At 62.8% G+C, this 16,971-nt stretch carries 19 protein-coding genes; 6 read left to right on the top strand and 13 right to left on the bottom strand.

Annotated features, from left to right (window positions below):
• Positions 1-130: 130 nt before the first annotated feature.
• The 3 genes from ABDB81_RS26855 (at position 131) to ABDB81_RS26865 (ending at position 2,238) form a co-directional block, all read left to right on the top strand.
• Positions 131-742, top strand: a complete 612-nt coding sequence (locus ABDB81_RS26855) for a hypothetical protein (protein WP_346814061.1) — start codon at positions 131-133, stop codon at positions 740-742.
• Positions 743-925: 183 nt separating this feature from the next.
• Entirely contained in the window at positions 926-1,534 is a 609-nt protein-coding gene (locus ABDB81_RS26860; protein ID WP_346814053.1) for an EF-hand domain-containing protein, read from the top strand.
• Between the two features lie 209 nt (positions 1,535-1,743).
• A complete protein-coding gene (locus ABDB81_RS26865) occupies positions 1,744-2,238 on the top strand; it encodes an Lrp/AsnC family transcriptional regulator (RefSeq protein WP_137928148.1) in 495 nt (164 codons plus the stop codon).
• Positions 2,239-2,310: 72 nt separating this feature from the next.
• Here ABDB81_RS26865 and ABDB81_RS26870 read toward each other — a convergent pair whose 3' ends face one another.
• Positions 2,311-3,009: a GNAT family N-acetyltransferase gene (locus ABDB81_RS26870; RefSeq protein ID WP_137928149.1), complete on the bottom strand. Its 699-nt coding sequence runs from the start codon at positions 3,007-3,009 to the stop codon at positions 2,311-2,313.
• A 376-nt stretch (positions 3,010-3,385) separates the two neighbouring features.
• Between ABDB81_RS26870 and ABDB81_RS26875 the strand changes: the two genes are divergently transcribed.
• Both ABDB81_RS26875 and kefC read left to right on the top strand, forming a co-directional pair.
• Entirely contained in the window at positions 3,386-3,976 is a 591-nt protein-coding gene (locus ABDB81_RS26875) for an NAD(P)H-dependent oxidoreductase (RefSeq protein WP_137928150.1), read from the top strand.
• On the top strand, positions 3,973-5,787 hold the full coding sequence (kefC, locus tag ABDB81_RS26880; protein ID WP_137928151.1) for a glutathione-regulated potassium-efflux system protein KefC: 1,815 nt from the start codon (positions 3,973-3,975) through the stop codon (positions 5,785-5,787). The genes ABDB81_RS26875 and kefC overlap by 4 nt, the downstream gene beginning before the upstream one ends.
• Before the next feature lie 13 nt (positions 5,788-5,800).
• On the opposite strand, the gene ABDB81_RS26885 is transcribed toward kefC, so the two are convergent.
• From ABDB81_RS26885 to paaA, 7 genes are all read right to left on the bottom strand, one after another.
• Positions 5,801-6,412 (bottom strand): TetR/AcrR family transcriptional regulator, encoded by a 612-nt coding sequence (locus ABDB81_RS26885; protein ID WP_346814054.1) that lies wholly within the window; start codon positions 6,410-6,412, stop codon positions 5,801-5,803.
• A gap of 31 nt (positions 6,413-6,443) precedes the next feature.
• Positions 6,444-7,241, bottom strand: a complete 798-nt coding sequence (locus tag ABDB81_RS26890; RefSeq protein WP_137928153.1) for a DUF1835 domain-containing protein — start codon at positions 7,239-7,241, stop codon at positions 6,444-6,446.
• A gap of 180 nt (positions 7,242-7,421) precedes the next feature.
• Positions 7,422-8,516 carry a 1,2-phenylacetyl-CoA epoxidase subunit PaaE gene (gene paaE, locus ABDB81_RS26895; protein WP_346814055.1) on the bottom strand — a complete coding sequence of 365 codons (1,095 nt, stop codon included), beginning with the start codon at positions 8,514-8,516 and terminating at the stop codon, positions 7,422-7,424.
• 21 nt (positions 8,517-8,537) lie between these two features.
• Positions 8,538-9,149 carry a 1,2-phenylacetyl-CoA epoxidase subunit PaaD gene (paaD, locus tag ABDB81_RS26900; RefSeq protein ID WP_346814056.1) on the bottom strand — a complete coding sequence of 204 codons (612 nt, stop codon included), beginning with the start codon at positions 9,147-9,149 and terminating at the stop codon, positions 8,538-8,540.
• 14 nt (positions 9,150-9,163) lie between these two features.
• Positions 9,164-9,982, bottom strand: coding sequence for a 1,2-phenylacetyl-CoA epoxidase subunit PaaC (gene paaC / locus ABDB81_RS26905; protein ID WP_137928156.1), 819 nt, complete (start codon positions 9,980-9,982; stop codon positions 9,164-9,166).
• A gap of 10 nt (positions 9,983-9,992) precedes the next feature.
• A complete protein-coding gene (gene paaB, locus ABDB81_RS26910) occupies positions 9,993-10,304 on the bottom strand; it encodes a 1,2-phenylacetyl-CoA epoxidase subunit PaaB (protein ID WP_137928157.1) in 312 nt (103 codons plus the stop codon).
• A gap of 29 nt (positions 10,305-10,333) precedes the next feature.
• On the bottom strand, positions 10,334-11,338 hold the full coding sequence (paaA, locus tag ABDB81_RS26915; protein WP_137928158.1) for a 1,2-phenylacetyl-CoA epoxidase subunit PaaA: 1,005 nt from the start codon (positions 11,336-11,338) through the stop codon (positions 10,334-10,336).
• 237 nt (positions 11,339-11,575) lie between these two features.
• Here paaA and ABDB81_RS26920 point away from each other — a divergent pair, with 237 nt between their 5' ends.
• On the top strand, positions 11,576-12,046 hold the full coding sequence (locus tag ABDB81_RS26920; RefSeq protein ID WP_160473082.1) for a universal stress protein: 471 nt from the start codon (positions 11,576-11,578) through the stop codon (positions 12,044-12,046).
• Positions 12,047-12,074: 28 nt separating this feature from the next.
• Here ABDB81_RS26920 and ABDB81_RS26925 read toward each other — a convergent pair whose 3' ends face one another.
• From ABDB81_RS26925 to ABDB81_RS26945, 5 genes are all read right to left on the bottom strand, one after another.
• Complete coding sequence (locus tag ABDB81_RS26925) at positions 12,075-12,353, bottom strand: DUF1488 domain-containing protein (RefSeq protein ID WP_137928160.1); 279 nt, start codon at positions 12,351-12,353, stop codon at positions 12,075-12,077.
• A gap of 105 nt (positions 12,354-12,458) precedes the next feature.
• The gene (locus ABDB81_RS26930; protein ID WP_160473081.1) at positions 12,459-14,567 is read right to left on the bottom strand and encodes an FUSC family protein; all 2,109 of its coding nucleotides are present in this window, start codon (positions 14,565-14,567) and stop codon (positions 12,459-12,461) included.
• A gap of 389 nt (positions 14,568-14,956) precedes the next feature.
• On the bottom strand, positions 14,957-16,201 hold the full coding sequence (locus tag ABDB81_RS26935) for a nucleoside recognition domain-containing protein (protein ID WP_346814057.1): 1,245 nt from the start codon (positions 16,199-16,201) through the stop codon (positions 14,957-14,959).
• An 82-nt stretch (positions 16,202-16,283) separates the two neighbouring features.
• Complete coding sequence (locus ABDB81_RS26940; protein WP_346814058.1) at positions 16,284-16,679, bottom strand: DUF488 family protein; 396 nt, start codon at positions 16,677-16,679, stop codon at positions 16,284-16,286.
• 63 nt (positions 16,680-16,742) lie between these two features.
• On the bottom strand, positions 16,743-16,971 hold a 229-nt coding region (locus ABDB81_RS26945; RefSeq protein WP_346814059.1), incomplete at its 5' end, for a hypothetical protein.

Raw genomic sequence — 16,971 nt, forward strand, 5'->3', positions numbered from 1 at the left:
TCACGTTGTGACAGACAACCGTCGCATGGGTCTGGTAGGCTAGGCGGTTCCTATAGATAGCCGCTTGGCATACCTGCTCGTGCCCACTCTGTCCCGGCCCGCATTCCCGATCGATATCTCCGCCGCCTGGCTGCCGCGCCTGGCCGGTCTCGCGCTGTTTGCCGCGCTATGCGCGCTCGTCACCCACTGGGTGCTGGCCTTCAGCGCGATGCGTACCATCCCCGTTCCCAAGTCTGCTCGCATCGCACAGACCGAAGCCGTGGAAACGGGTGCGGTGGCGACCTTGTTTGGCGGTAGTGCCCAGGCTGGCGTGCGCGATATCCAGCTGATCGGTGTTGTGGCCGATCTCGACGGCGTGGGGCCTGCAGCGGCAATCCTGTCGATCGATGGCGGTCCGCCCAAGGCCGTGCGTGTGGGTGCTTCGCTGTCCCCGCAGATTCGGCTGAAGGAAATTCACGGCCGCAACATCGTGATTGAACGCAACGGTGTGCGTCAGGAAATCATCTTGCCGCTGCAGAATTCCGTGAGCGTAGGTCGCCCGGGCAACCTGCCGGCCGTGCCGCCATCCGGCGCCGCCGCACCGCTCTCCACGCCGATGCCGGCCACCGTGCAGGCGATGCCACCGCCGGCGGCAAGCATTCCGCAACCGCCCCAGAACATGCCTCCGGGCATGCAGCAACCCATGCAACAGGTACCGCCGCAGAGTCTGACGGGTGAGGCTCCCCCAGTCGACAAGGACTGACGACGAGGTGAAAGCGCTGGAAAAGCGATTTCAAAGTGTTGCGCAATATTTGACTGTCTTGCGCCTGTTTACGGCACGAGTCGATTCTGTGAGGCCCGTAACATCGTATTAAAAGCGCCAACTTGCGCTGGATGTCTGCGTTCTAATCCATACACGCCCAACGTGATGAAAAGGAGCACAGACATGCAACGCACTCACAAGACGCAGATTTTCAAGAACTTCATCGCAGCCTCGGCCGTCTTCCTGACCGCAGGCGCAGCGATGGCGCAAACCGCAGCCCCGTTCCCGGCCTCCGCGCCACAGGCGGCTCCGCAAGGCGGCCCCGGCCACCATCACCGCATGGACGGGCACGGTCCGCACGGCGGCGGCATGATGATGATGAAGTCGATCGACACGGACGGCGACGGCACGATCTCCAAGGCCGAAGCCGACGCGCTATTCAACAAGATCGATACCAATCACGATGGCAAGCTCGACAAGCAGGAAATGGGCGCCTATCGCAAGGCGATGTTCGAGCAGCACCGCGCCGAGAGGAAGGCGGCGTTCGAGGCAAAGTTCAAGGCGGCGGACAAGAACAACGATGGGGCACTGACCCGCGACGAGTTCAAGACCGCATTCCCGCGCATGGCCAACCGCTTCGACAAGCTTGATGCCAACCGGGATGGCAAGGTGACCATGGCCGAGATCCAGTCGGATATGGAGAAGATGCGAAAAGAGCATCACAATCGCCCCATGCAGCGCGGACCGGGCGCCGGCTCGGCACCGGCCGTGCCGTCTTCCAGCGGCGGCTGAACGACTGCTACCGTAGCTTGACCGACGCGGCCTCCGGGCCGCGTTTTTTATGGGGCTGGCACCAACCTTGCCTGTGCAACGTGATGCATACGTCCCGGGTAACGGACGCGTGACAGGCGGCGAGGTGAAAATAAAATTGCGGACTTGTGCCCAACTTGCTAAATTTGCGCAAAAAAATTGCCGACAAACATATTGCGGAGCAACAAAACGTGAGCAAGGTGGAACTGGACAAGATCGACAGGAAGATTCTGGAGGTTCTGCAGACCAACGGCAGGCTGACCAACCTGGAAGTGGCCGAGCGCGTAAATCTGTCGCCGAGTCCCTGTCTGCGCCGCATCCGTCGTCTTGAGGAGATCGGCGTGATTCGTCAGTACGCCGCGCTGCTGGAACCGAACAAGATCGGACTCGGGCTGCTCGCGTATATCAACGTGCGCCTGGAAAAGCAGGGTGGCACGCCCAAGGGCAAGGCCCCGCTGGACCTGTTCCGCGCAGCGCTCCAGACTTGGCCGGAAGTGGCCGCCTGCCACGCCATGACCGGCGAGATGGATCTGTTGCTCAAGGTCTATGTGGAGGACATGGAGCATTTCGCGCGCTTCATGCAGGAGCAACTTCTGGCGCATCCGTCGGTCATCGATGTGCGTTCGAGCTTTGCGCTGGAATCGATCAAGGACACCACGGCATTGCCGGTGGCAGGCGGCGCCTGATTTTCAGACCGCAGAAACAACAACGGCGCACCATCGCGGTGCGCCGTCTGCATTGGCGAGCTGCCTGGTTCGTCAGGCCGTCCCTTTCTGCGGTACCAGCGAACGCCAGAAGCGCAGACCGAAGCGGCGTGCATCGCGCAGGTTCCGACGCATCATGTAGTCCAGATCCGCAACCTGTTCGTCGATGACCTCGGTCAGGCGGCTCACCGTATCGGCGGGCGTCAGTTCCAGATAGGCATCGGCCTCGCCATAAGCGTACTGCACCTTCATGCCGGCCTTCTTGGCGATGTGCATCATCGCGGCGTTGCGCGACAGGCAATGCATGTACAGGGTACGGACATTGGTGTTGCGGCCATGCATCGCGGCGCGCTGGAACAGTGCACTGCCGATCCCGCGCCCCCGCGCGCTCTTCGACACGGACACGCCGAACTCGGCCACGCGGCCCTGGGCGTTATCGCGCAGGTTGGCGAAGTGCCCCACGCCAATCAGTTCCAGATGCTCGTCATAGACGCCGAACACACTGTCGTGATCGAAGTCGATGCTCTCGACATAGGCTTCAATGACGTGGTCTCCAACCGACTGGCCGAAACGGAGCAGGCGATCTTCCTCGCCCAAGGCGAGAAAATGCTTGTGCAGGCGGGAGCGATGATGGGCAGCCAGCTCGCGTACCAGGGTGGTATGGCGCTGGGTGGCCTGGCTAGCCTCGGCTGCACGGCGAAGATCTTCGTCGGTTACGGCTCCGACGGCCTTGCTCAGTTCGAGCGGGTTCACTTGGATTTCCTTCTTGGGATCGATATAAACATAGCATTGCAGCGATTTCTGCCCACTCTGTTTCCATCAACACACCAAACCACACCGTCGTGAGGATGTTTTGTGATGCAAAATACGGGTTCGGGCAAACACTAGGTTGCTGCAATGCGAAAAGTATTGTAGTGGAATTGTCAGGTCCGCGTAAGCCTTCGTGCGCAAGCCCCCAAGGGGGCCGCATCGCGAGAATTCATAAATCGTTGCAGAATCAACGGCTTGGCATGGCGAATGTGTAGTCGCCATCGACACCTGTTGTTGATCTGCTGCAACGCCGCACAGAGCTGCCCGTCGCCTCGGTCCGTGCCGCGCGCGCCGGAAGGCCTGGAAGAACAAGCCTTATATGGACGAGCCACCCATCGTTGTGATTTATGCGCATCCTGCGCCCAGGCAATCCCGCGTCAATCATCCACTCGCCGAAGCGTTGGCCCAGTTGCCGCACGTTGAGGTCCGCGAACTTTACAAGCGCTATGTCGATTACGACATCGACGTGGTAGCTGAACAGCGCCTGCTCTCTACCGCAGAGACTGTGGTCCTGCAATTTCCCGTGCGCTGGTACAGCGTGCCGGCCCTGATGAAACTGTGGCTCGACGAAGTGCTGGAAGTGGGCTGGGCATTCGGCCCTGGCGGCACGGCGCTGCGTGGCAAGTCGATGCTCGTCGTGGTCAGCACCGGCGGGCATGCCGATGCATACGGGCCCGACGGCGTCCATGGCCATCCGATCAGCGATTTCCTGCTGCCGCTCGAACAAACGGCACTGCTGTGCGGCATGACCTGGCTGTCGCCTGTCGTGCTCCATGACGCCGACCGGGCCGATACCGATGCCGTGGCGCTTCACATCGAACACGTGGCCCGCCACCTGGCCCCGCCACCATTGCCGCCTGAAACCCAGGAATGGCCCGAAGCCGGCGAGCCGGACGAGGATGCAGCATGAACCAGCACGATTTCCTGATTGCACTGCTCGTCTTCCTCGTGGCGGCTGTGGTGGCCGTGCCGCTGGCGCGACGTTTTCAGCTGGGGTCAGTGCTGGGCTACCTGATCGCTGGTGCGGCGATTGGCCCGTTTGCGCTGAAGCTCGTCACCAATGTCGAGTCGATCCTGCATTTTTCGGAGTTCGGGGTCGTGCTGATGATGTTCGTCATTGGCCTGGAACTGGAGCCCCGCAAGCTCAAGACGCTGCGCAAGTCGATTTTCGGCTATGGGTCGGTGCAGATGGTGATGTGTGCGCTGGCGATCGGCATCGTGGCCGTTTTGTTTGGTGCGTCCTGGCAGATCGCACTCGTGGCCGGGCTGGGCCTGGCGCTATCGTCCACCGCCATCGCATTTGCCACGCTGGCCGAGCGCAACCTGATGCAGACGGGAGCCGGTGCGGCCAGTTTCGGCATTCTGCTGTTCCAGGATATCGCGGCCATTCCGATGATTGCTTTGCTGCCGCTGCTGGCCGCCGAGGGGGCCGGGGCGACCGCGCACGGTCCGGAAAACTGGCAGACGGCCGCCAAGGCGGTGGCGGTGATCGGCGCCGTGGTGGTGGGGGGACGCTATCTGGTACGGCCGGCGCTTCGCATCATCGCCCGGACTGGCATGCGCGAGATGTTCACGGCATTCTCGCTGCTGCTTGTGGTCGGCATTGCGTTGATGATGGACGCGGTGGGCCTGTCCATGGCGCTGGGTACTTTTGTTGCGGGCGTGCTGCTGGCCGATTCGGAGTATCGCCATGCCCTAGAGGCGGACATCGAGCCGTTCAAGGGGCTGCTGCTCGGGCTGTTCTTCATGGCCGTGGGCATGTCGATCGATTTCGGCATCCTCGCCAGTTCGCCGGGCAAGGTGATCGGCTTCGTGATCGCCTTCGTCGTGGTCAAGACGCTGGTCCTGACGCTGCTGGCTCGCCGGTTCGGCGTCGGGCGTGGTCAGTGGCTGCTGTTCGGGTTGCTGATTTCGCAGGGCGGCGAGTTCGGGTTCGTGGTGTTCGCCGAGGCACGCATGGTGGGACTGATGCCGCGCGAGACCGAGGCGCTGCTGGTGCTGATCATTGCGTTGTCGATGGTCGTCACCCCGCTGCTGCTGCTGGCGTTCGACCGCCTGCTTGCTCCGCGCCTGAACGCGATGTCGCAGCGTCCCGATGACGAGATCACGAATCACCACAATCCCGTGATCATTGCGGGCTTCGGCCGCTTCGGGCAGATCATCGGGCGGCTGCTCTACGCCCAAGGCGTGGGCGTGACCGTGCTCGACCACGATCCTGACCAGATCGAGTTCCTGCGCCAGTACGGATTCAAGATTTTCTATGGCGATGCCACGCGCATTGACCTGCTGGAGGCGGCTGGCGCCAGCGAGGCGCGCATCATGATCGTCTGTATCGAGGATATCGACGACAACCTGGCACTGATCGACAAGGTGCGCCATCGCTGGCCCGAACTGGCAATCTACACTCGCGCCAAGCACGTATCTCACGTCTACCAGTTGAAGGACCGGGGCGTTGAAACGTACGAGCGCGAGATGTTCGAAGGGTCGCTGATGCTCGGCCGGCGCGTGCTGGAAGGACTGGGCTTTGACCCGGTGGAGGCGCGCAGCGTGGCGCTGCGGTTCCGCCGCCATAACGTCGAGGCGATCGACCGCTTCTATCCGTACTACAAGGATCAGAAGAAGCTGGTGTCGATGGCCCGGCAGGCGCGTGACGAACTGGAGGAAATGTTCCGCCAGGACCGGGAGCAGCGGAAGAAACGCGAAGAAGCGGAGTGGTCCTGACCGGCCCGACCGTCTAGCGGGGAACGGCCGGCACCAGGCCGTTTTCCAGCAGGCCCACCACCATTTCGGCGAACTGCGCATACGACAGCTTGCCGCCCGGCTTGAGCCACGTGAACGTCCAGTTGATCATGCCGAAGACGGTCATGGTCAGCGCGGTCTGGTTCTCGCCCGTGACGCGCTCCGGGAATGCCAGCCGCAGCAGGCGCGAGAATGCCGCCACCACGTCGCGTTCGCGCTTCAGGATCTGGTCGCGCTGTTCCTCGGCAAGGAACTTCACATCGTTGATCAGCGCAATATGGCGGGTCTGCGACGTTTCGTATTCGGCCAGGAAGGCGCGTAGCAAGTGACCGAATGTTTCCCGATGGCTGCGGCCCTGGCGCTCGCCGTCGCGCTCGACCTCGGTCACGATCTGCATGAGCTGGCGCGTGTAGCGATCCAGCAGGTCGAACAGGATCGCTTCCTTGCTCTCGTAATAGTGGTAGAGGCGGGCCTTGGAGGTGCCGCACGCGGCAGCCAGGTCGGCCATTGAGGTGCTGGGATAGCTCGTGGCGGCAAACGCAGTTGCTGCCAGGTCCAGGATCTGTTCGCGTTGCGCCTCGAAGTCGGGCGCTTTGGTTCTGGCCATATGGGTCGGATCGATCCCTGTTTTTATCGGGTTACTCGGCGCTGGCCATCAGGGAATTGCGGCGGACTTCGCAGGTGTCCAGGCTTTCCGGATTGCCGCGCAATTGCAGTTGCCCGTTGCTGACCAGTTCGCGGCACCGCCAGAAGACGAACCAGTCGCTGGCCAGCAGCCCTTCGATCGCTCCCATGACGCTGGCCACGGTCTGCGCGGCGGGCGTCCATTCGACTGGCGCACGCTCAAGGATGACGTCGTCGACGTTGTGATAGGCCGCCGGCACCAGCGTGTTGCCTTTCCACAGCCGGACGTCGGCGTTTTCCTTCACGTTTTGCTGCCACTCGTAGCCTAGCCGGCCCAGGCGCAGGACTGACACCGGGGCGATGGTCGAAAACCGGCGCGCCAGGCGGGAGGCGGGATACATGCCGATGGCGGTCAGGCTGCCGTGCGCGGGGGTTTCCAGCTCGCGCAGGTCCATCGCCACTTCGTTGATCCGCTGGGGCGCCTGATAGAGGTGGAAGACCACCCGGCGCAGCATGAGCTGGTCCGATGCACTCTGGCCGTGCCAGATCGCCACTTCCATCGCGTCGCGCCGCAATTGCTGGAGCTGGTCGAGCGCCTGGCGCATCTCGGCGGCAAAGTCGATGTCGGAGTGGGGTGCCACGCGCTGCCAGAAGCCGGAGCGGATCAGGCCGGTACTGTCGATATCGGCGATCGGGCCCACGGCGAGGTCGTCGCGCAGGACGACCACCGGGTCGGGGCGGGCGGCCTGGGCCAGAGCCTGGCGCAGTGTATTGCCCGCGACATCGCCGTTGACGACATGGATATATTGCATGACCGTGATTGTATAGGGATGCGACGGGTCCAGGCCCTGCGCCAGCGGCCGATGCGACGCATGAAGCGTGTTCCGCCATTGTAATCACGGCATGCGGTACGCCGGGCATCGGCGGCTGTCCGACATGTGGGTTTTCCACCATTCGGCAGCCGCGGACACGCGGCGGAAGACGGGCGGCAGTTACCGCTCGTCGTAGCTGACCACCACGCGCGGCGTGAGCGCCCGGGCCTGGCAGGTCAGCACGAAGCCCTTTTCCATTTCCCACGGCTCGAGCGTGTAGTTCTTCTCCATTTCCACCTTGCCTTCGAGCACCTTGGCCCGGCATGTGCAGCAGACCCCGCCCTTGCAGGCGTAGGGCAGGTCGAGCCCAGCCGAGAGCGCGGTGTCGAGCACGTTCGCATCGGCCATTGGCAGGCGCATCTTGTGCTGCTTGCCGTCCAGCACGATGACCAGTTCGGCGGTGCCGGCATCTCCTGTGGCGTCGTGCTGGGCAGCGACAGCGCGACGGGGCTGGGCCAGCGGCACGCCGAAGCGCTCCGCATGGATCTTGTGGGGATCGAGACCCGCCGTCTTGAGGGCATCCTCGACCTCGTCGATCATCGACGCCGGGCCGCAAACGAAGGCGGCGTCGATATCGTCCACGGGAAGCAGGGTCTGCAGGAAGGCGGTCACGCGCTGCCCGTCCAGACGGCCATGCAGCAGATCCACCTCCTGGGGCTGGCGCGACAACACGTGATAGAGCGTGAAGCGAGACAGGTACTGATTCTTCAGATCCTCCAGCGCCTCGGAGAAGATGATCGAGTCAACGTTCCGGTTGCCATAGATCAACGTGAAGCGGCTGCCAGGTTCCGTGGCCAGCGTGGTGCGGATCAGGGACAGCACTGGCGTAATGCCGCTGCCCGCGGCGAACGCCACGTAATGCCGCGCGATTGTCGCATCGAGCGGCACGTAGAAACGGCCATCAGGCGTCATGACGTCGAGCGTCTGTCCGGGGGCCGCGGTGTCGTGCAGCCACGTGGAGAACACGCCATCGTCGACGAGCTTCACGGCCACGCGTAGCTCGCCGTGACTGTCGTAATCCTGCACGCCAGAGCAGATCGAGTACGAGCGGCGGACGTCCTTGCCTTCAACCTGCGCTTTCAGCGTCAGGAACTGCCCCTGCGTGAAACGGTAGGCATCACGCAGTTCGGTGGGCACCGCGAAGGCAATCGAGACCGTATCGGAAGTTTCCGGGCGAACCTGCGCCACGCGCAGCGGGTGGAAGTGTGGAGTCATGGCCGGGGCGGGGTCCGCGGGTCAGTAGGGTTTGAAGTAATCGAACGGTTCGCGGCAATCCAGGCAGCGGTAGAGCGCCTTGCATGCCGTGGAGGCGAACCGGGACAACTCCTGTGTGTGGATGCTGCCGCAGCGTGGGCACGCGACCGTGGCCGTGGCATGCACACGGGGCATGAAGCGCAATGGCTTGACGTTCGCAGCGTGTGCAGGAGCCGAAGCGCAATGGCCCGGCGGCGCGATGCCGAATGCGCGCAGGTTGGCGCGACCGGTCTCGGTAATCCAGTCGGTAGTCCAGGCAGGGGCCAGCACGGTGCGCACGCGCCACGGGGCCAGTCCGGCGGCGTCCAGCGCGTGGCCAACGTCCTCCTCGATCTGTCCCATGGCCGGGCATCCGGAATACGTGGGGGTGATGGTCGCCTCGATGGTGACGCCATCATCGGCCAGTACCACATCGCGCAGGATGCCGAGGTCCCGGATCGATACCACCGGGATCTCGGGGTCGGGCACGGCTTCCAGCGCTGCCCACGCGTGCGCCAGACGTGCCTCGGAAGAATCCGTGGCCGCCGCCGACGGGGCAAAGGCCGGCGCGAACGGCGAGGCGGAGTTGGTGAGCGAAGCGGCGAAATGAGGCATGGTCGGCCCTTCCGTTACCACTGCGCGCCCGGGTGGGCGCGAGCCAGGCCCTGCAACTCCGCCAGCAGGTAGCTCATATGCTCGGAATGCACGCCTTGCTTGCCGGTCGACACGAAGCCGGTGGTTGCCGGGCGCTGCAGCGTGGCATCGTCGAGCGTGGCGGTGACCGTCGCCTCCCAGGCGTCGCGCAGATCGGCGGTCAGTACGCTCACGCCCTGCCGCGCCGACTCCTCTTCCACGGGATCGACCGCGAAGCACTCGTTCATATAAGGCAGCAGGTGATCGAGCGCACGCTGCATGCGGCGGTGCGATTCGCCAGTGCCATCGCCCAGCCGCACCACCCAGTCCGCGGCGTGATGCAGGTGATAGCGAACCTCCTTGGCGGACTTCGCGGCGATGGCGGCGAGTTCCGGGTCGCTGCTCGCTTCCAGCGCGGGCCACAGTTCAGCCATCAGCGCGCTGTACAGGAAGTTGCGCATGATGGTTACGGCGTAGTCGCGATCGGCGCGTGCCGTGCCGGCCAGCGGACCGTGGTGGGGCAGTTCCTGCAGCGTCCAGTTGCGGAAATCGGATTCGGGTCGCCAGTAGGCGTAGTCATCCTCGTGGCGCGCGCGGCCCGTCAACCGGCCTTCGAGCACGCCGGCATGGGCATAAAGCAGGCGAGCCTGGCCGATCAGGTCCAGGCTGATATTGGCAAGCGCGATGTCTTCCTCGAGCACGGGGCCGTGGCCGCACCACTCGGCGTTGCGCTGGCCGAGGATCAGGGCGTTATCCGCCAGCCGCAGTATGTACTGGAGCGTCGCAGGGATCGGAGGCTGGGTCGTCATGTTCATGGCGCGGCCCTTACATATGGTTGACTTCGTCGGGCAACTGGTAAAACGTGGGATGGCGATAGATCTTGTCGGCCGCCGGATCGAACAGTTCGGCCTTCTCGGCTGGCGCGCTGGCCGTGATGGCCGATGAGGGCACTACCCAGATCGACACGCCTTCCTGCCGCCGCGTGTAGACATCGCGGGCCATGTGCAGCGCCTGCTGGGCGTCCGCAGCATGCAGGCTGCCGCAGTGCTTGTGCTCCAGCCCCTGCTTGCTGCGGACAAACACCTCCCACAGCGGCCATTCCTTCTGTTGCTTCGATGGGGTGATGGTTTGGGTCATGTTGGTTACCTTGCTTGTTCTGTCGTGGCTCAAGCCGCCTTGGCCTGGGTCCGGCGGGCGCGCTTTTCGGCATGGGCCAGCGCAGCTTCGCGTACCCACGCGCCGTCTTCGTGCGCCTTGACGCGGGTGGCCAGCCGCTCGCGATTGCAGGGGCCGTCGCCGTTGATCACGCGCCAGAACTCTTCCCAATCGAGGGGGCTGTAGTCGTAGTGGCCGCGCTCGGCATTCCACTGCAGGCCCGGATCGGGCAGCGTGACGCCAAGGATCCTGGCCTGTTCCACCGTGGCATCGACGAACTTCTGGCGCAGGTCGTCGTTCGAAATACGCTTGATGCCCCAGGCCATCGTCTGGGTGCTATTGGTGGAGGCCGCATCGGGCGGCCCGAACATCATCAGCACCGGGAACCACCAACGATCCACCGCCTCCTGCACCATGGCGCGCTGGGCCTCGGTGCCGCGCATCATGGCCAGCAGCGCGTCATAGCCCTGGCGCTGGTGGAACGACTCCTCCTTGCAGATGCGGATCATCGCGCGCGCGTAGGGGCCGTAGGAGCAGCGGCACAGGGGGATCTGGTTCATGATGGCCGCGCCATCCACCAGCCAGCCGATCACGCCCACATCGGCCCAGGTCAGCGTCGGGTAGTTGAAGATCGACGAATACTTGGCGCGACCGGTGTGCAGCGCATCGACGAGATCGTCGCGCGACACATCAAGCGTTTCCGCAGCGCTATATAGATAGAGTCCGTGCCCGCCTTCGTCCTGCACCTTGGCCAGCAGGATGGCCTTGCGCTTGAGAGACGGCGCGCGGCTGATCCAGTTGCCTTCCGGCTGCATGCCGATGATCTCGGAGTGCGCGTGCTGCGAAATCTGGCGCACCAGCGTCTTGCGATAGGCGTCGGGCATCCAGTCCATCGGCTCGATCTTGGCGTCTTCGGCCATGCGGGCATCGAATGCGGACTGGCGATCGGCCACGCTGGCGTCTGCGAGCGGACGCTCCGCCGGCTGTCCTGGGAGGTCGAGGCTCTGTGTGTACATCACGTCTCCTTGGCATGCGTCTATGACGACGGGCGCCGACCTGCCGGATGCTTGCTGATCCTGTAGACATCAATTTGTGGGGGTCGGGCGTGCGGCCACTATATATATAAACCGTCCGGTCGGTCAATTTATTGCGCTGACAAGATGAAGGGTTTTCAGAATTGGCTCACGAACGTCTATCCAGAGCCACGTGTAGTATCGAACTTCATCTTTCGTTCGACGTGGGAGGGCAGTGCAATGGCAGGCAAGGCATACAGCAAGATCGCGGTGGCGGTGGACGGCAGCGGAACGTCGGACCTCGCCTTGTACGAAGCGATTCGCGTGGCGTCGGGCAGTGGCGCATCCGTGCTGGCGCTCTACGTGGTGGACAACGGCGTGATGCTGTTCGACGCTGGTTTCTACGATCCCACGCAGGTCCAGCGCGCATTTGTCGACAGTGGGACCAAGGCACTGGAGGCGGCCGGCAGGCTGCTGGGCAATGAGGGTGTGGCGCACGAGACGAAGCTCGTGGATGATCCCGCCGTCATCGGCGATGTGGCCGGCTCGATCAATGCGGCCGCGAGCGAATGGGGTGCCGACTTACTGGTCATCGGTACACATGGCCGTCGCGGCGTGCGCCGGCTCGTTCTCGGCAGCGTGGCCGAAGCTGTGATTCGCCAGTCGACGATGCCAGTGTTACTGGTGCGCGGCAAGGAGGCAAACGCCTGACGCCCCATCCTTCGACTTCAGTTGGCGGCTATCCCGCGAAGCGGAAATGGCCGCCGCGAAGTACGATCTCGCGTGCCTCGGTCAGTTCGAACATCGCTTCCGCAAGTTGCTCGATGCGCGTGCGATTGGTGGTGAACGCGCTGACCAAGTCTTCCTCTCTCGCCGAACGGGCGCCGCAATAGGCTTCGAGCGCCTCCGCGGTGACGGAATACTGGGACCAGTTGCCGTTGACCGTGGCCGGACACGACAGTGTCAGGCTTGCGCCGCAATAAGTGGGACTGCTGGTGGGGAAAGTGATGTCGACCATGGCGCACCTCGTCTTGCCGGGAACGGGGAAACGGCGGATATCCATTCAATATAGGCAATCCACCCATTCGGGCAAGCATGGCCCTGCGAACGCCTTTGATAGCAGTCAGCCTGCCCGCATACCAGGCAGCCGTCGCCGTTGGCTCCGCGCCTGTTCGGCAGCAAGAGACCTGAGTCCGACTACCACGCGGTGTGCGTCGTCGATATGACCATCGGCGTAAGCGGTTTGCTCGGCCAGGAAGTGATCGAACGGCCCATCGTCTCGTGTCAGCGGCGGCAGTTGAGGTGGGGCGATAGCCGCGGTCACACCGGTTCGGCCAGGCCGAACGGCGACTTCGGCGAGGCGTGCTTCCAGATCTGCAAGCATTGCCTGGGCGGCAGGTCCCGGCGGCAGAGGTACTTCACCCGATTCGGCACCTGCCCTGATCAGTCCGGCGAGCGACGCCATGCGCCTGGACGTGGCATGCAACGCAGTATGCGCCGCCGCAAGCTGAGGATCGAATTCGTCAAGGCATTGCTGGAGCGTGCTTTCCGCGCGCGAGGAAGCCCGGCCCGCCGCCACGCGCAGCGCCTCGAGACGCGCTTGCGCGGGCGTCAGGGTTCGTGCCGCGCCAGTTGCAGCCCGGAGATACACGGCATTGACCGCCAATGCGTCGAGACTGTGCCGGAAGACCCGCGACAGCTCGGCGCGCGGCGCCAGGATGTAATAGCTGGCCAACGCAATTACGCAGCCGATCGCCGTATCAAGTCCGCGCAACGCGGCCACGTGACTACTATTCGATGCTGGCTCGCCAATCCACGAGAACAGGATTACGGCTGGTGTCAGGAAAAACGCGAAGCCAGCAGCGTTGCCAGCCAGGCGCAGGGCGTAGGCTGCGGCCAGGAAGATGGCGCTGGCACCCAGTGCCAACATTGGAGCGGGATGCGTGAGACTGATCAGGCAGGCCAGCACCGCACCGGCTAGGGATCCGGCGAAGCGGTGAAGGGAGATTTGCCGCGTGGTTTGCAGCCGCGGACTGAGCACCATGATCACAGTGACGGCGACCCAATAGCCGTGATCGACTTGGAACAGCTGCGATGGCAGTAGGCTCAGGCCTCCGGCAAACGCCATCCGCACGGCATGCCGCGTGATGCGTGCATCCCGTGCAGCAATGTCAGCCAACGCGTCGCCGAAACGATCAAGCATGCCCGTCAACCCGGTATTGGGCCAGGCGAAAGTCCCGCGCCAGCGTGTGAACGATGGATGCTGTGACAGGGCAGCCAGCGCCGATTGATATGCCGGCGGCGCACTCGCGTTGACTCGCTGTCCGACCAGCCGCCGCAGATCCTGGGACAACATCGCGGTGAGAGCGGGCAAGTCCGGCGCATGCCGGGTCAGGGACTGGCGTACCTGTTCCAGCGTGTCTGCCAGACACCGCGCAGTATGGTCGAGCGGAAGCCCGTCCCGTTTGCCGGCGCGTTCTCGGAGCTCGCCCGCTACGATCAACAGGGCAAAGATGGCATCGGCCACTGCCACGGTGTACGCGTAGTGCAACAGCCCGACAGGATCCAGAATCCCGCGCCGCCCGTTCACTGCAGCGCGTGCTGCTTCAATCCGCTGCCGCAACTCAAGCTTGCAGGCCGAAATGTCCCCGGCCAGCGCGCCCGCCAGGGTTTGGGCAAAGCGATGCAATGCGTCGTAGACAGCAATGATTTCGAGGCGAGGGCGCGCATCGCGTTGCGACGGGACTAGCAGCAGGCAGGCGAGGCAGGCAAATACCCCGCCGCGCAAATAGTCTGTGGCCGCCATCCACGCATGCGAAGCAACTGACGTGTCGGCAACTGGCTGCAGGCATGCCGCAATGAGTACGACATATAGCAGCTTGAAGCTAAGGGCGGCGGCTGGTCCCCGGATTTCCGCCAGTCCAGCCACCATGCCTGCGCTCAGCACCACCGCCAAAGCCGTCAACGGGGATGTGGAGAGGCTGGCGCCCAAGACACTCGCGACGGCGCCACCGATTCCCACGGCCCCCAGGCTCCGCATGCGCGTAGCCGCCGTACCTTGCCGATCGGCCAGACAGGTCCAGATCGATGCGGTTGCCGACCAGAGGTAGCCAGCGTCACCCGTCAGCCAGGCAGTTCCCGCCAGTGCAAAGAACGACAGCGCATAGACGATCCCGCGCTGGAGGAGCGCAGTTTCAGGGCAGTATCGGAGAAGGCGCAGGGCGCGTCGCATGATCGGAAATGAAGTACCGGGACGTCTTAGGGTGAGTACCGATACCACTCTACGGGCAACATTGTTGCAACGCAACATTTCGTAGAAATACGACAGGTTGGAGCGGAAGTCGTGCAGCGATGCACCGACATGGTGAAAAAGTCAGTGGAACGGGGTGCATGACGATTTTGTCATAAAGACCAACGAAATTCGCTGATGCTGCCACCGCATTCCGCCGTTTTCAGACAAAAAAAACCCGCGCAGGTTGTGCGCGGGTTGGAATCCACCGAGGTGGTGGAGGAGACAGACTTCACTATACACGACTTGTTGCGACGCACCAAGCGCCAGCGTCAAAATTGACTGCAAGACAACACAATCGTCGTTGTTGTCGTACAACGGGATGACATCTATTACCGGAAAAGATACGCAATCCACACAGCTGCGGTCATCCCAACCACATCCGCAAACAACGCACAGCCAAGCGCGTACCTGGTATTGCGCACATTCACACTGCCGAAATAGACTGCTAGTACGTAGAACGTGGTTTCAGTCGATCCCTGGATGATGGCTGCCACGCGTGCCTGAAAAGAGTCCACGCCGTAGGTGGTCATCACATCCACCATCAGCCCGCGCGCGCCGGCACCCGACAGGATTTTCATCAAGCCTACCGGCAGGGCCGGCACGAAGTCCGTATTCATTCCCAGTTTTTCGAACATCGCGGTCAGTGCGAACATCACCACGTCCATGCAGCCACTGGCTCGGAAGAGTCCGATAGCAACAAGAATGGCCACTAGATAAGGAATGATCTGGACGGCCACTCCGAACCCTTCCTTAGCGCCATCGACGAACGCGTCGTAGACATTCACGCGTTGGAATGCCCCACAAACTAGAAACAGGACGATCAGGGACAGGATGAACCCGCTGCCTGCGAGCGCCGCCATCTGGCTGACCTGAGCAGGCGGCGCATGGCGCAGCCAGAGAAACAGCGCCGCAGTAGCCAACCCCGCAATGGCGGCGGCAATCAGTACTGCGGGTTTGAACAGATTGAGACGCTGAACCCAAGCCACAGCCAGCAGCCCTGCCAAGCAAGAGGCGCCGGTGGCCAGTAATGTCGGCAGGAATATGTCGGCCGCATTGAAGTTGACCAATCCTTGCTTTACGGCCATTGCCTGCCGGATGGCTATGACCGAGGTCGGGATCAGTGTCAGCCCGGCAGTGTTGAGTACGATAAACATGATCTGGGCATTCGTCGCTGTATCGGGCTGGCGATTCAACGATTGCAGTTCGCGCATCGCGGTCAGCCCGAGTGGCGTGGCGGCGTTGTCCAGCCCGAGCATATTGGCGGAGACATTCATCATCATGGCTCCCTGCGCCGGATGCCCCTGCGGAACGCCGGGAAAAAAGTGACGCAGCAGCGGATTTACCATTCGGGCGAACACGTCGATCACGCCAGCGCGCTCGCCAACCCGCATGATTCCGATCCACAGACTCATGACGCCTACAAGGCCCAGAGAAATCTCAAAAGCCGTGCGCGCACTGTCGAACAGGCTGACAAGTAGGGCTGGAAATACACCAAGATCCCCGCCTATGAGCCGAACGGCGGCCGCCAGGAAAGAGAGCAGGAAGAATCCGAGCCAGACGAAGTTCAGTGCCATCGACGCCAATCCATCATTGGGATGCCTTCCGCCCAGATGCGGAGGCGCCCTGCATCATAGCCGCATGGGTGCGACGCCAGCGTCATGCAATCTCTGCGCTGCGCTCTTTTAGCAATGCACGCAAAATGGACCGATGACAGTGGCTTTCATCCTCGCAATAGCATCCGAGCGAGAAGTTGCTCTGATGGGAGAGCGCTGCCAGCAAGTCGAGAGTCCGACTGGCCTCCGGCTGAGCCATCTCGGCCCGAAAGCTTTTCTCGAAACTGCGCCACGCTTTGATATCGGCGGCTTCCTTTGCACCTTGCGCCTTGGCAACCAGTTCGGCAGATGGGGAAAGGGCCGGATACCAGACATCGTAATAGTTTCGACTGGCGAACTCGGTTTTCGGTACTCCTCGCGGCGGCCGGCGCACGGTGCCTATCCGCAATCCCTCGCCGTGGGCGCGCGCGTCACCGAGCCGCACGATACGTATTGCCATGTCTTCCTCCCTTGTTCTTGTTGCGGGACATCGTGTCATGGGTGCTTGGTCTTCGCATCTCCCTCACAGCAGATATCGGCAACTTGAGATTATTTTCAAAAAGATCTTGCGCAGTCCGCAAATCGCATCTAATATTCGCCCCCTCGCAACACAAACCGCGCTGCAAACGCAGGGCAGGCAAGGGTTGCGGGGCAGCAGTGGCGGGGGTTGCGGGGTTTTGCAGCGCTGGCCGGCAGAGAAAAAAATCTTCTGCAAACTGTTGACGAAACGATGAATGTTCTGCATAATCTCG

Origin of the sequence: Cupriavidus sp. DL-D2, assembly GCF_039710735.1 — a bacterium.
Lineage (GTDB): Bacteria > Pseudomonadota > Gammaproteobacteria > Burkholderiales > Burkholderiaceae > Cupriavidus.